The organism is Shewanella sp. GD03713, from assembly GCF_029843705.1.
GTDB lineage: Bacteria > Pseudomonadota > Gammaproteobacteria > Enterobacterales > Shewanellaceae > Shewanella.
Genome location: NZ_JAOCIW010000001.1, coordinates 1522084 through 1535866 on the forward strand (window position 1 = coordinate 1522084; position 13783 = coordinate 1535866).

At 36.6% G+C, this 13783-nt stretch carries 14 protein-coding genes; all 14 read left to right on the forward strand.

Annotated elements, in window-relative coordinates; translation table 11 throughout:
- Window positions 1–130: 130 nt before the first annotated feature.
- The 14 genes from rfbB (at window position 131) to N5E87_RS06885 (ending at window position 13743) form a co-directional block, all read left to right on the forward strand.
- Window positions 131–1231 (forward strand): dTDP-glucose 4,6-dehydratase, encoded by a 1101-nt coding sequence (gene rfbB / locus N5E87_RS06820; protein WP_279775195.1) that lies wholly within the window; start codon window positions 131–133, stop codon window positions 1229–1231.
- A 92-nt stretch (window positions 1232–1323) separates the two neighbouring features.
- Complete coding sequence (rfbA, locus tag N5E87_RS06825) at window positions 1324–2187, forward strand: glucose-1-phosphate thymidylyltransferase RfbA (protein WP_279775196.1); 864 nt, start codon at window positions 1324–1326, stop codon at window positions 2185–2187.
- A gap of 11 nt (window positions 2188–2198) precedes the next feature.
- On the forward strand, window positions 2199–2756 hold the full coding sequence (rfbC, locus tag N5E87_RS06830; RefSeq protein WP_279775197.1) for a dTDP-4-dehydrorhamnose 3,5-epimerase: 558 nt from the start codon (window positions 2199–2201) through the stop codon (window positions 2754–2756).
- The gene (locus N5E87_RS06835; protein ID WP_279775198.1) at window positions 2757–3584 is read left to right on the forward strand and encodes an SDR family oxidoreductase; all 828 of its coding nucleotides are present in this window, start codon (window positions 2757–2759) and stop codon (window positions 3582–3584) included.
- Window positions 3584–5053 carry a flippase gene (locus N5E87_RS06840; protein WP_279775199.1) on the forward strand — a complete coding sequence of 490 codons (1470 nt, stop codon included), beginning with the start codon at window positions 3584–3586 and terminating at the stop codon, window positions 5051–5053. The genes N5E87_RS06835 and N5E87_RS06840 overlap by 1 nt, the downstream gene beginning before the upstream one ends.
- 13 nt (window positions 5054–5066) lie before the next feature.
- The gene (locus tag N5E87_RS06845) at window positions 5067–5585 is read left to right on the forward strand and encodes an acyltransferase (protein WP_279775200.1); all 519 of its coding nucleotides are present in this window, start codon (window positions 5067–5069) and stop codon (window positions 5583–5585) included.
- Window positions 5569–6168, forward strand: a complete 600-nt coding sequence (locus tag N5E87_RS06850) for a DapH/DapD/GlmU-related protein (RefSeq protein WP_279775201.1) — start codon at window positions 5569–5571, stop codon at window positions 6166–6168. Before N5E87_RS06845 ends, N5E87_RS06850 begins: the two co-directional genes overlap by 17 nt.
- Window positions 6125–7042 carry a glycosyltransferase family 2 protein gene (locus N5E87_RS06855; RefSeq protein WP_279775202.1) on the forward strand — a complete coding sequence of 306 codons (918 nt, stop codon included), beginning with the start codon at window positions 6125–6127 and terminating at the stop codon, window positions 7040–7042. The genes N5E87_RS06850 and N5E87_RS06855 overlap by 44 nt, the downstream gene beginning before the upstream one ends.
- A gap of 268 nt (window positions 7043–7310) precedes the next feature.
- Window positions 7311–8294 (forward strand): hypothetical protein, encoded by a 984-nt coding sequence (locus N5E87_RS06860; protein ID WP_279775203.1) that lies wholly within the window; start codon window positions 7311–7313, stop codon window positions 8292–8294.
- Window positions 8278–9318: a glycosyltransferase family 1 protein gene (locus N5E87_RS06865; RefSeq protein ID WP_279775204.1), complete on the forward strand. Its 1041-nt coding sequence runs from the start codon at window positions 8278–8280 to the stop codon at window positions 9316–9318. Before N5E87_RS06860 ends, N5E87_RS06865 begins: the two co-directional genes overlap by 17 nt.
- Before the next feature lie 11 nt (window positions 9319–9329).
- Window positions 9330–9929, forward strand: a complete 600-nt coding sequence (locus N5E87_RS06870) for a DapH/DapD/GlmU-related protein (RefSeq protein ID WP_279775205.1) — start codon at window positions 9330–9332, stop codon at window positions 9927–9929.
- Window positions 9930–9938: 9 nt separating this feature from the next.
- Window positions 9939–10907 carry a hypothetical protein gene (locus N5E87_RS06875; protein ID WP_279775206.1) on the forward strand — a complete coding sequence of 323 codons (969 nt, stop codon included), beginning with the start codon at window positions 9939–9941 and terminating at the stop codon, window positions 10905–10907.
- Window positions 10900–12318: a mannose-1-phosphate guanylyltransferase/mannose-6-phosphate isomerase gene (locus tag N5E87_RS06880; protein WP_279775207.1), complete on the forward strand. Its 1419-nt coding sequence runs from the start codon at window positions 10900–10902 to the stop codon at window positions 12316–12318. The genes N5E87_RS06875 and N5E87_RS06880 overlap by 8 nt, the downstream gene beginning before the upstream one ends.
- 3 nt (window positions 12319–12321) lie before the next feature.
- Complete coding sequence (locus N5E87_RS06885; protein WP_279775208.1) at window positions 12322–13743, forward strand: phosphomannomutase; 1422 nt, start codon at window positions 12322–12324, stop codon at window positions 13741–13743.
- Window positions 13744–13783 lie beyond the last annotated feature (40 nt).

Genomic DNA, 13783 nt, shown 5'->3' on the forward strand with positions numbered 1-13783 from the left:
TGTCTCAAAATGGATAAAAAGTGTCTCAGGTTGGTTTGAAAGGCTGAGATGGAAAAGTTATATTTTCTGTGTTTGTTTCCCTTCATTGACCTTCTAAATGGTTAAATACAACAATTATTGGTAGTAAATAATGAAAATTCTAGTTACAGGTGGCGCCGGTTTTATTGGCTCTGCAGTGGTTCGTCATATTATCAGCAATACTCAAGATAGCGTAATTAACCTTGATAAACTGACTTATGCAGGCAATTTAGAATCACTTGTAAGCGTGGCGGCAAGTGAGCGTTATGCATTTGAGCAAGTCGATATTTGTGACCGAGCTGAGTTAGATAGAGTATTTGCTAAGCATCAACCTGATGCCGTTATGCATTTGGCGGCAGAATCCCATGTTGACCGTTCTATTACTGGCCCGGCTGATTTTATCCAAACCAATATAGTGGGGACTTACACTTTACTTGAAGCCGCTCGCCAATATTGGAACGAGCTTGATGCTGAGCGTAAAGCTGCATTCCGTTTCCACCATATCTCTACCGATGAAGTATATGGCGATTTACCTCACCCAGACGAAATCATGGTGGACGCTAATCACGATTCACCATTAACAAGTAACAAGCACTTGCCGCTGTTTACCGAAACGACTGCCTATGCGCCGAGCAGCCCTTATTCTGCTTCTAAAGCTTCAAGTGATCATTTAGTTCGTGCATGGCTACGTACCTATGGTTTACCAGCTATTGTCACTAATTGTTCGAATAACTATGGCCCATATCACTTTCCTGAAAAATTGATCCCATTGGTAATACTCAATGCGCTTGAAGGTAAGCCATTACCGATTTACGGTAAAGGCGACCAGATCCGCGACTGGCTGTATGTTGAAGATCATGCTCGAGCGTTATACAAAGTCGTTACCGAGGGCAAAATTGGCGAAACCTACAATATTGGTGGCCATAACGAAAAACAGAACCTAGAAGTGGTACAAACCATTTGCAGTATCTTAGACTCATTGGTGCCTAAAACCACGCCTTATGCAGATCAAATTACTTATGTAACAGATCGTCCAGGCCACGACCGCCGTTATGCCATTGACGCAAGTAAAATGAGCCAAAAGCTTAACTGGCAACCACAAGAAACATTCGAAACAGGCCTGCGTAAAACGATAGAATGGTATTTAGCTAACCAAACCTGGTGTCAGCATGTACAAGACGGTAGTTACCAACGCGAACGTTTAGGCATTTAGCCATCTCATACATTGTTTTAAAGTCCTAGTTTTATCTTCTAGAACCTAGAACCTAGAACCCAGGACCTATTAACCTAGGAACTTATTTATATATGAAAGGCATTATTTTAGCTGGCGGTTCTGGCACCAGATTACATCCGATCACAAAAGGTGTTTCAAAACAATTATTACCTATTTACGATAAACCAATGATTTATTACCCATTATCGGTATTAATGTTAGCGGGAATCAATGAGATATTAATTATCACCACACCAGAAGAGCAAGAGGGATTTATACGCTTATTAGGTGATGGAAGTCAGTTTGGTATTAGTCTTACTTATGAAGTTCAACCATCACCAGATGGTTTGGCGCAAGCATTTATTATCGGTGAATCATTCATTGGTTCAGACGATGTATGTTTAGCATTGGGCGACAACATTTTCTTTGGCCAAGCATTTGGTAAACAATTAAAGCATGCTGTTCAAAACCTATCTGGAGCAACGGTATTTGGTTACCAAGTCATGGATCCAGAACGTTTTGGCGTCGTAGAGTTTGATGAAAACTTTAAAGCATTATCAATAGAAGAAAAGCCAACAACACCTAAATCAAACTGGGCTGTTACAGGACTTTACTTTTACGATAATTCTGTTGTTAATATTGCTAAAAATGTTAAACCATCTGTACGTGGTGAACTTGAAATTACTTGTGTTAACCAAGCGTACTTAGATCAAGGTAACCTAAATGTTGAGCAATTAGGACGTGGTTTTGCATGGTTAGACACTGGTACTCATGACTCATTGTTAGAAGCATCACAATTTGTTCAGACGGTAGAAAAAAGACAAGGTTTCAAAATTGCTTGTTTAGAAGAAATAGCTTTGTTACAGGGCTGGTTAACAAAGCAGCAAGTACGCGACATTGCGAAAACTTTATCAAAAACTGGATATGGTCAGTATCTTTTAAATATTACCAAATAAAAGAAAATACGATGAAAGTTATTAAAACAAAAATTAAAGACCTATTAATTATAGAGCCTAAAGTGTTTGGTGATGATAGGGGCTTCTTTTATGAAACATTTCAAGCTGAACGTTATAAAGCAGCAGGAATAGATGCTGACTTTGTACAAGATAACCGTTCTCGTTCAAGCCAAGGTGTGCTTAGAGGTTTGCATTTTCAAAAAACAAAACCTCAGGGTAAATTAGTTACAGTTACCGATGGCGAGGTTTTTGATGTTGCAGTTGATTTGCGTCCGGGCTCTGAAACATTTGGACAACATGAAGCGATAATTTTAACTGGCCAAAATAAGTTACAATTTTACGTGCCGCCAGGTTTTGCGCATGGTTTTTGCGTACTCAGTGATTTTGCAGATTTTCAATATAAATGTACTGACTACTATGATCCGTCGGACGAAAGTGGCTTATTGTGGAATGATCCAAGCTTGCAAATCCAATGGCCATTAAGCAATCCACTATTATCTGATAAAGACATGATTCAACCTACATTAGACGCGATTAAAGATAAGCTCATTAACGGGTGGGGACAATAAATGGCACTTTATACTGTTTTTGGCGGCCGTGGTTTCATCGGTTCAGAAATCGTCAGTCAACTTCAAGCGCAAGGCCATAGTACTTTTGTTCCAGCAAGAGACGACACTAGTCTGTTAGAGCGTGAACTAGGCATCGTTATATATTGTGCCGGAAATGGCGACTGTAAAAATACGCCTTTCTCTGTATTAGAAGCCAATGTCAGTTTACTCGCTCAATTACTCCAACATGCAAAGTTTGAACGTTTACTCTATGTATCTTCAACTCGAGTATACATGAATCAAGCATCAGCTAATGAACAAGCAAACTTAACGGTATGTGTTGATGATAACCGGCGTCTATTTAATTTAACTAAGCTTGTAGCTGAAGAACTATGCTTAAAAAGTGGCCGTAATGTTTGTATCGTTAGGCCTAGTAATGTGTATGGTGTTGCGCTAAATAGCCCTTTGTTTCTTCCTGCAATTACCCGTAATGCGATTAACCACGGCAAAGTCGATATGTATATAGCTAAGGATTACGCTAAAGATTACGTGTCAGTAAAAGATGTTGCCTCTAGCTGTATCTTGATAGCATCAAATGTACAATGCCATAATCAAACCATTAATGTAGCAGCAGGTTATAACATAACGGCAAAACAAATTGCTGATGTGTTACAAGAGCATACACAATGCGAGATTATCTGGCATGAAATTGACTTTCCTAATGAGTCTTTTCCAACAACAGACATAACCAAAATAAATCAATTGATTACAAACTTTACGCCTAATAATGTGTTAGTTGATTTAAAAGAAATGATTACCGAGTTTAAAAAAGTGTTAAGTACCAATTAATGAGCGGATTTAATCGTTTAATAAAAAACTCATTAGCTAACATTATCAATGGTTTTTCAAATGTTATTTTAGGCATAGTAATATCGCCATTTTTGATAAATACACTGAGCTTAGAGGAGTTTTCTGTTTGGTCCATATGCCTCCAGGCTGGTATTGCTGTTAGCATTTTTGGTGTAGCAGGACAAATAACAATAGGTCGTTTTACCTCCCAATTTAAGTTTAATAATGATGAGTTGGGACTTAGTAAGGTTATTAATAACTACTTTAATATCATTCTGGGTATTTTTTTATTTTTCATATTAGTATTAACTGCCTTTATAGCTAACTTCGAATCTATTTTTACAAATATACCAAATGATATACTATTTGAGTCGAAGGTTTCTTTCTTATTTGTTTTTGGTTCATTTCTGCTAGGTGTCTTTTCTACAGTCTTCATTGGTTACTTCATTGGCATAGAAAAAAACCATATCACGGCAAATATTAATCTTATATCCCGAGTGTTCATTGGTATCGCAGTAGTATTTTTAGCCGACTATGGTTTAGTTGCTATTGCGTCCGGTTACTTTGTGATTAATGTGCTTTCATATTTGTTTATGTACAAACAATTTCGTGCTTTTGAAAAACATCATTTTTCATTTGGCTTGCAAGGTAAAATCGACGAGCTTATTAAGTTCTTTGGTGGGTTAACGATTTGGAATGTTGCACAGTTCCTGATATCAGGGATCGGCATTTTTGTTGTTTCCATTTATGACTTTGAAAATCTACCCTATTTTGTATTAGCTATGACCATGGTGAATGCAATCGTTGGCCTGTTAGGTGCGATTGTAAACCCGATTATTCAACCAATAGTAAAGTTGAATGAGGCGGATAATAAAAAAGGCGTTGATGAACTTGTAACAGCGTTATCAATGATATTTTCATTGACGATATTTCTGGGCGTTAACATTTCCAATTATATTTCTTTGCCAATACTTCAGCTTTGGGTTGGCAGCAGTAATGGTGAACTAGCTAATCAATACTTCAATTATTTACTAGTCGCATTTGCCATTCGAATGGTGGTTGCACCTTACGGTATGAAATTAGTTGCTAATGCTCAGCAATTAAAAATTGCTCACTTCCCTGTTTTTGAAGGCGTGTTGAATTTTTTACTATCAATTCTATTCGTAAAAGAATTTGGGGCTGTCGGTATTGCTTATTCAACAATACTATCTGCATTGGTTATTATGTTGGTATATGCAATAAAGTACTCGAAAGAAAATATTTTAGCTCAAAGTACTTTAATTATATTTTTATCCTTCATAATTATACCTTCAGTAACAGTGCTATCTGTTTTCTTACTAAATTCAATGGATTTTATTGGGTATTTTGCTATAAGTTTACTGGTAGCTTCTCTATTAGCGATATATTTAATAATTATTAATGTTTTCAAAGTTAAATTAATTGTAGATAATACTAAGTCTTTAACTTAGTTTAGGTGATTTTATGTTCGGTAAATTGATAAGCTTATACTACAGGTTAAAATATAAATTTTTAGATAAAAGAGTCATAATTAATCAATCTGCATTTATTCATCATGCAGCTACTTTTATTCTTAATAATAACGAAAACGCCAGAATAAAAATCCATGATAATGTTTATGTTGGGCGTTTTGCAAATATACATACAGGTTCAGAAATCACAATTGGTAACAATAGTGTATTGAGTGATTATGTGTATTTAAGTACACTTTCTCACGGTATTGAACCTATAAATGGTCCTATAATGCTACAGCCTAGTTATGACAAAGGTAGTATTATTCTCGGAGAAAATGTCTTTCTTGGTTTTGGTGTTAAAGTTATGCCTAACATTCGATTAGGTAATTGGTGCATTGTTGGTGCTGGCTCAGTAGTGACAAAATCCTTTCCGGAGTACTCGATGATTGCTGGTAATCCTGCCAAGTTAATTAAAAAGTACGATCTTAATCTTAATAAATGGATCAGTACTAATGAATTTAATCGTTAAGTTTAATAGCTTATTTTATTTGTTTTTTTCACAAATCTTTTATCGTTTATTTATGTTTCATTTCGGTCGTAAAAGTAGAATAATTAAACCTTTATTAATATTGAACTACAAACATATTTCTATAGGAAATAATGTATTAATTCGAAATGGCGCAAGAATTGAAGTTGTCGACCCTCAGAATCAAGTTGTTATTAAAATTGGCGACAATGTCAATATAGAACAAAATGTACATATAGTAGGCCGTTGCTTGGTACAAATTGGTAATAATGTAACAATTACCGGCGGTTGTTCAATTGTTGATGTTATTCACCCCTATGAGGACATCAAAAATAATCAAAAAATTGGCAACCGAATTTCAGAAGGTTTTTATCCTGTTTATATTGGTGATGACTCATTTATTGGTTATGGGACACATATCAGCCCGAACGTTAACATCGGTAAAAATTGTATCATCGGTGCAAACTCTGTCGTCACAAAAGATGTACCAGATTACTGTGTAGTCGCAGGTGCTCCAGCTAGAATCATCAAACGTTATTGTCATGAAAGCCAGTCTTGGAAAAAAGTTAACCATGAATCAACATAAAAAACTGGGTCTAGTCACCGTTTTATTTAACTCACCAGACGTATTAGATGACTTTTTTGTTAGCTTATCCTGCCAGAGTTATAAACACTATCAGATATATATTATTGACAATAGTACCATTCCTGAACCGTTAGCTAAATCGCGAGAACTAGCTGAACGTTATCAAATCCCTGTTACCTTTATTGATAATAAAGGCGATAACGTGGGGGTCGCAGCCGGTAATAATCAGGGTATAGATGCCGCATTAGATGACAACTGCGATCTGGTATTGTTTATTAACAATGACCTAATTTTTAAAGATGAAAATGTGCTGTCCACTCTGGTCAACAGCATGAGCTCAGATGCACTCAATATGTGTAGCCCAGTTATTCTCAACTATCCAGCAAAAAAAATCTGGTACGCTGGCGGATACATCGACACAATTAAAGCTGTTGCCCCTCATCACAGTATCGATGATGAATACATTCCTAATAGCATACAACGCGCATCGTTCGACTACGCACCCACCTGTTTCTTAATGGTTACGGCTGCATTACTCCGCAGAGTAGGGCGTATGGATGAAAAGTACTTTGCATACTACGACGACACTGATTTTTTGTTTCGATGTAATCAAGCAGGATACAAAGTTGAACTACTGCCAAATGTGGTTATCTACCATAAAGTGGGTAGCTCAACCGGTGGAGATTTATCCTACTTTGGGGCCTATCACCTAGCTCGAAATAGAATTTACTTTATTCGCAAAAACATTAGAGGCATAAGAAAATATGTGAGTTTACTATACACTCTAACTACACGTTGTATTAGACTTTTATCAGCCCCCCGTGAGATTAGTCAGGCAATAAAAAAAGGGATAGCGGATGGTTTTAAACTGTAGTCGTCATACACTGCAAGCAATATTGATGTTTCTGTCGGCATCAATGATATTATTTTTCCCTTCTTTAACGATGATTTTGTTAAGACAATCTTCTTTCACATTAGGGATAGTAGTTGCCTCATTGTGTACTTCGTTTTTCTTAAGCATTTATTTTTATCTACACAGAACGCTAAAATTCGATCAAAGTGTTATTTTTGTTTTATTTACTATACTGTCATGTTATTGCTTTATTGTATTTCACTTATTTCTAGTAAATCAACAACTGCCAATGTTAATTGAAGTTGATGCCAAGAGATTTTTTTTTAGTTTTGTTTGTTTGTTTATTGTGGTTTTGTCAGCTTTTTTAATTGCTTTATATTTAAAAAGTATTTCAAATGCTAAACTGTTTTTTGATGTTGTTAATGTTTGTGGCGTTTTGTTGTTGTTAAATGGGTTGATTAGTTTAACAAAAATAGATTTTTTTAGTACCGGTCTTTCGAAACCAACATTTTTGTTCCTTGAACCGTCACACTTTGCGTTAGTAGTCACTCCATTTTTAATATTTTTTTGCCTCACTCTTTCTCGAAATAAAGCGATATTACTTCTGTTCGTTGTTGCAAGTTGGGCTGGGCATATTCAAAATTTAACCTTATTTTTTGGGGTTGCATTAGCTTTTGCTATTTCTTCCCGGCAAAACTTAATATTTGCAGCATTATTATTTACATTATTTATTGGTGCGCTAATCACCTTGCTGGGTATCGAAAACCTAAGCTATTTTACCGACCGACTGGTTCTATCTGATGATAGCGACAACTTATCTGTACTGGTAATATTTCAGGGTTGGCAAAATGCGATAGAGACATTAACAACTCAATCGTACCTTGGGGGTGGTTTTCAGCAGTTTGGTATTACCACTGTTTACGGTTCTGTGTCGGACAAGCTTTATGCATTGCTTGGTTTCAGTATTAATCAATTTGATGGCGGTTCAACAGCACCTAAATTAGTTGGTGAGTTTGGTGTGTTTGGGATTGCGTTCTTGTGTGTTTATTTATTCTTTTATGTAAAATTTTTTTTAATGCTAAGGAACAGAAATGTTTCTCTTTCTAAAGTAGATATGTTTTTTTATGCCATTTTTATAGCTAGTTTTCTAGAGTTTTTTATTCGTGGTGTAGGCTATTTTAGTCCTCTAATGTACCTATTTATAGTTAGTGTTTTTTATTTCTCTGTACAAATTTCAAAAGTTAAGTTGGAAAAAAATGAAACTGATTGTTGATGGTATTATCGAAAACTTACAAGACAACGGTGGTTGTACCGTTTACTTTGCGCAAATTCTTTCTTTTATGCAAAACAACAAAATCGATCTTAACTATATTCGATTTAAAGAGGAGCTAGGTCATATCCCACTGTTTGGCGAAAACACCCAAGTAAACTTTCAAGCACCTAAGTGGCAAGAAAGATGGCGTGACGTAAACCTGCAACAAGTCACTAAAGATACTGTTTTTCACTCTACTCATTACCGTTTAGCCAAACAAAAAGTAAAAACGGTGACCACAGTGCATGACTTTACTTATGAATTATATCGAAAAGGACCTGCCAGATGGATGCATTCTTGGCAAAAATTTAGAGCGATTCGCAATAGTCATTTAGTTATTTGTGTATCTCAAAATACGGCAGATGACTTAATGAAGTTTTGTCCCATAGATCCAGATAAGATTAGGGTGGTCTATAACGGTGTATCGTCAGATTACTATCCATTGAATACATCTGAAAAAACTAATGAGGTTGTATTTATAGGCGCCCGTGGATGGTATAAAAACTTTACTTTGGCAGTACAAACATTACAGTATCAAACTGATTTAAAGTTATCGATTGTTGGTGGCGGCAAACTTACTGATGAAGAAGTACTATTGCTTGAGTCAACTATACCTGGCCGATATAAGTGGTTAGGTAGATTGACTGATGAAGAATTAAATAAAGTCTACAATCGTGCTCATTGTTTATTTTATCCATCTAGCTATGAAGGTTTTGGTATACCTGTTATAGAAGCTATGCGTGCTGGTTGTCCAGTGATAGCGGTCAATGTATCTTCCATTCCTGAAGTTGCAGGATCTGCAGCAATCCTTACACAGCAAGCGGATGTGGCTAGTTTTAATAATGCTTTTGCTATCTTGAGTGATAACAACACCCGTTCTGATATTATCCAGAAGGGCTATAAACAAGCGAGTCATTTTTCATGGGAAAAATGTTACCAAGATACATTAGCAGTCTATCAAGAGCTAGAAGCTTTAGTTTTATAAAGGGATATATTTTGGGTAATTTAATTAAGCATTATGGTATTTGGGGTATTTTTTCATTAGTTTATGAAAAGGTATTAACTTATTTTTTATTCAAAAATGCCAAGATTATACGTCGTCCATTTGATTGTCGCGGTAAAAAAAATATTAAAATTGGCAGGGGGTTCTCTTCTGGCCGTTATTGTCGTTTCGAGGCCCATGGCCAACATGGCGAAATCAATATAGCTATAGGTGACAACTGTCAAGTGAATGATTCCGTGCACATAGCTGCGCTAAAAAGCGTCAGTATTGCCGATAACGTGTTGATAGCCAGTAGAGTGTTTATTACCGACCTTAATCATGGTGGTTACGGTGGTGATTTACACTCGGATCCATTATCAATATGCAAAGACCGTCCTTTAATTGGTACCCCAGTGGTAATTGAACAAAATGTATGGTTAGGTGAAGGTGTTGTAGTGTTACCGGGTGTAACTATTGGACAAGGCGCAATAATAGGCGCTAATGCTGTAGTATCTAAAAACATTCCAGCTTTTTCAATTGCAGTAGGTAATCCTGCTAAAAAAATTAAATTTTTTGATTTTGCACTTCAAAAATGGGTGTCTGTTTCAAAATAAGAACTTAATATGAATAAAAAAATACTACTATTTTGCCCTTCTTTTTTTGGTTATGATATTGCAATAAAAAAAGAAATGGAATTGCTTGGACCTAAAGTTTCTTTGTTTGATGAACGTCCATTTAAATCTTTTTTTGGTAAGGCTTTGTTAAGGCTTAATTTAGCTTGGTTATTTAGATGGTATATTGATAATTATTTCAGGAAAATAATATTTTCTTCACTCCAGGATTTGGATTTAATCGTGCTGGTAAATCCAGAATCGATTCCTCCTGATTTATTAAGAGAGGTTAAACTCCTGAACAAAAATGTAAAAATTGTAGTCTATATGTGGGACTCCTTTGAAAACAAAAAACAAGCGAGTAAACTCATTGCTGTTTCTGATTCTTTTTTTACTTTTGATCCAATTGATGCGAATGATTATGGAGTTAATTTTCTACCGCTTTTTTATATTCCGCAATATGAAGAGATAAGATCTAATAAAGATAATGATTTTGAGTTGGTTTTCATTGGAACGGCTCATTCAGAACGATATAAGCTGGTAATGGACATCACTTCTGGTTTTAATAAAGTGTTTAATTTTTTTTATACACCTAATAAGTTGGTTTTTTTATACAAACGATATTTTTGTAAAGAACTTACTGGATTAAGTTATTTTGATGTTTCTTCAACTCCAATGTCTAGGCAGGATGTGATAGATACTATTAGAAAATCCAAGGCTGTAATTGATATAAACCACCCATCACAAGTTGGGCTAACAATAAGAACTTTCGAAATAATTGCAGCAGGTAAAAAGTTAATTACAACAAACCGTAATGTTATGGATTATGATTTTTATAACGAAAATAATATACTTTATTATCATAACGCTATGAATTTTAATGATGTGATTAATTTTTTAGATAAACCTTTTATAGAGTTAGATGAAACATATAAATCATATAGTTTAAGTCAATGGGTAAAGAGAATTGTTTATGAATAAAATAACACCAGTAATTATGGCCGGTGGTTCTGGTACTCGTTTGTGGCCACTTTCTCGAGGGAATTATCCTAAACAGTTTTTGTCCCTTTCTGGTGTTCAAACTATGCTGCAAGACACAGTTAGTAGACTAAATGGTTTAAAAACAGACTCGGTAATGCTTATTTGCAATGAAGAACATCGCTTTATTGCAGCAGAGCAAATTAGGCAGATTGGGGCTAAACACAGCGGGATATTTTTAGAGCCAGTAGGCCGGAATACTGCTCCTGCAATTGCATTAGCAGCATTCAAAGCAATAGAGCAAGGTCATGATCCATTGCTGCTGGTTTTGGCAGCCGATCATGTTATAGATGACGTAAATGCATTTCAGCAGAGTGTTTCAAAGGCTGCTGAATTAGCTGCACAAAATAAGTTAGTGACATTTGGCATTGTTGGTAACAAACCAGAAACGGGTTATGGCTATATAAAACGTGGTCAACAATTCCAAACTGGTTTTGTTGTTGACAGTTTTGTGGAAAAGCCAGATTTAGCGACAGCAAAAGATTATATTGCTAGTGGTGATTATTACTGGAATAGCGGCATGTTTCTATTTAAAGCAAGTCGCTACTTAACTGAATTAAAAACATTCAGACCAGATATTTATGCTGCTTGTGACGCTGCCATGAAGGTACAAAATAATGATTTCGACTTTATCCGAGTTGATAAAACCGCATTTGAAGCGTGTCCAGATGAGTCAATTGACTATGCAGTAATGGAGCACACTAATGATGCTGTAGTTGTACCAATGGATGCTGGTTGGAGTGACGTAGGTGGTTTTGCCGCTTTATGGGAGGTTTCAGCTAAGGATGAAAATGGTAATGTTTTTTCTGGTGATGTAAAAGCTGTTAATACCAAGAATACTTTAGTGTTTTGCGAAGATAAGCTTGTTGCAACGGTTGGCGTTGAAGATCTTGTGATTGTTAATACTAAAGATGCTGTATTAGTAGCACATAAAGACAATTCACAGCACGTTAAAGAGATTGTGAACCAGCTTAAGTTAGAAGATAGAACCGAGGTTACTTTCCATCGCGAAGTTTATCGCCCTTGGGGTAAGTATGATTCAATCGATAATGGCGAGCGTTTTCAAGTGAAGCGTATTACTGTTAAACCTGGGGCTAAGCTTTCTGTTCAAATGCACCATCATAGAGCAGAACATTGGATTGTGGTTTCTGGTACGGCGAAGGTGACTAACGGTGATAATGATATTCTATTAACAGAAAATCAATCAACTTATATACCTGTAGGCGTAATTCATGCACTTGAAAACCCAGGCAAAGTTGATCTAGAGCTTATTGAAGTTCAATCCGGTTCTTACCTTGGTGAAGATGATATTGTTCGTTTTGAAGATAGATATGGACGAGTTGAAGGGAAGTAGTTTATGCCAAGTACTAGTTCAGTTTTATCGGAAAGTGGTGTGGCCTTTGGAACAAGCGGTGCAAGAGGGTTAGTTACTCAGTTTACGCCGCAGGTTTGCATGGCTTTCACGCAAGCCTTTGTTGGCGTGATGCAGCAGAATTTTGTGTTTAATGCTGTTGCTATAGCGATAGACAATCGCCCGAGTAGTTATGCAATGGCACAGGCTTGTGCTAGCTCGTTGATTGAACTTGGTTTAAAGCCAATTTACTTCGGCGTTGTGCCTACGCCAGCATTAGCATATACAGCAATGCAGCAAAGCATTCCTTCAATTATGGTTACTGGAAGCCATATACCGTTTGATCGTAATGGGCTTAAGTTTTATCGCCCAGATGGTGAAATCACAAAGGCTGATGAGTTAGCTATTCTGGTTGACGACGCTGAACTTGTTGAAGCTGAGCTTTGTGATTTACCCGCAGTTGCTGATGTTGCAGCAACGTCTTACATCGCTCGTTATCTTGATTTATTTAGTCCTACTTTATTAGCGGGTAAACGTATCGGGATTTATGAGCATTCTAGTGCAGGGCGTGACCTCTATGCTAAGCTATTTCAGCAGCTCGGTGCAGAAGTTGTTAACCTTGGCCGCAGTGAGCAATTCGTGCCGATAGATACTGAAGCTGTGAGTTTGCAAGATATTGAAATGGCACAGTGTTGGCAAAAAGAGTATCAACTCGATGCGGTGTTTTCTACGGATGGTGATGGTGATCGACCTTTGTTATCTGATGAAACTGGTACTTATCTTCGTGGGGATATTTTATGTTTACTTGCTGCTCAGTTTTTAGGGATCGAGGCGCTTGCTATTCCCGTGAGTTGTAATTCTGCGGTTGAAGCTTGTGGTTCTTTTAAGCAAGTTTTTCGCACTAAAATTGGTTCTCCTTATGTGATAGAAGCTTTTGCTAGATTACTGACTCAATTCTCTCGTGTAGCCGGTTTCGAAGCAAACGGTGGTTTTTTGCTAGGGTCAGATATTGATGTAAATGGTGTGAACTTGAGTGCACTACCTACGCGTGATGCACTGCTTCCGGCCCTTGCTGTTTTAGCTATGGCTCGTAATTGTCCTATCTCACAATTAGTTGCTCAACTGCCTAGTATTTTTACAGCAAGTGACCGAATACAAAATTTCGAAAGGACGCGAAGCCTTGCGCTGATTGAGCAGGGGATTGCATCACCTAAATCCTTTTTAGCAAAGTTATCTCTTGGTCAGTTTGAGGTGTTATCAGTTGACACTACTGACGGATTAAGAATGACACTGTCAAATGGCGATGTTATACATTTACGTCCTTCAGGTAATGCGCCTGAATTACGTTGTTATGCAGAGTCAAAGTCAGTTGAAGCAGCCCTGTCACTTGTTGAATTAGTTTTGGCGGCTCTTATTGAAAGCAATTAGTCATTATATTGGTTATAGCTGAGTTTGGTTTGGCTGATTA

What these genes read in the sequence shown, in the direction of transcription:
- rfbB (WP_279775195.1), top strand. Translation starts at nt 131, where the DNA reads ATGAAAATTCTAGTTACAGGTGGCGCCGGTTTTATTGGCTCTGCAGTG.
- rfbA (WP_279775196.1), top strand. Translation starts at nt 1,324, where the DNA reads ATGAAAGGCATTATTTTAGCTGGCGGTTCTGGCACCAGATTACATCCG.
- rfbC (WP_279775197.1), top strand. Translation starts at nt 2,199, where the DNA reads ATGAAAGTTATTAAAACAAAAATTAAAGACCTATTAATTATAGAGCCT.
- N5E87_RS06835 (WP_279775198.1), top strand. Translation starts at nt 2,757, where the DNA reads ATGGCACTTTATACTGTTTTTGGCGGCCGTGGTTTCATCGGTTCAGAA.
- N5E87_RS06840 (WP_279775199.1), top strand. Translation starts at nt 3,584, where the DNA reads ATGAGCGGATTTAATCGTTTAATAAAAAACTCATTAGCTAACATTATC.
- N5E87_RS06845 (WP_279775200.1), top strand. Translation starts at nt 5,067, where the DNA reads ATGTTCGGTAAATTGATAAGCTTATACTACAGGTTAAAATATAAATTT.
- N5E87_RS06850 (WP_279775201.1), top strand. Translation starts at nt 5,569, where the DNA reads ATGAATTTAATCGTTAAGTTTAATAGCTTATTTTATTTGTTTTTTTCA.
- N5E87_RS06855 (WP_279775202.1), top strand. Translation starts at nt 6,125, where the DNA reads ATGAAAGCCAGTCTTGGAAAAAAGTTAACCATGAATCAACATAAAAAA.
- N5E87_RS06860 (WP_279775203.1), top strand. Translation starts at nt 7,311, where the DNA reads ATGTTAATTGAAGTTGATGCCAAGAGATTTTTTTTTAGTTTTGTTTGT.
- N5E87_RS06865 (WP_279775204.1), top strand. Translation starts at nt 8,278, where the DNA reads ATGAAACTGATTGTTGATGGTATTATCGAAAACTTACAAGACAACGGT.
- N5E87_RS06875 (WP_279775206.1), top strand. Translation starts at nt 9,939, where the DNA reads ATGAATAAAAAAATACTACTATTTTGCCCTTCTTTTTTTGGTTATGAT.
- N5E87_RS06880 (WP_279775207.1), top strand. Translation starts at nt 10,900, where the DNA reads ATGAATAAAATAACACCAGTAATTATGGCCGGTGGTTCTGGTACTCGT.
- N5E87_RS06885 (WP_279775208.1), top strand. Translation starts at nt 12,322, where the DNA reads ATGCCAAGTACTAGTTCAGTTTTATCGGAAAGTGGTGTGGCCTTTGGA.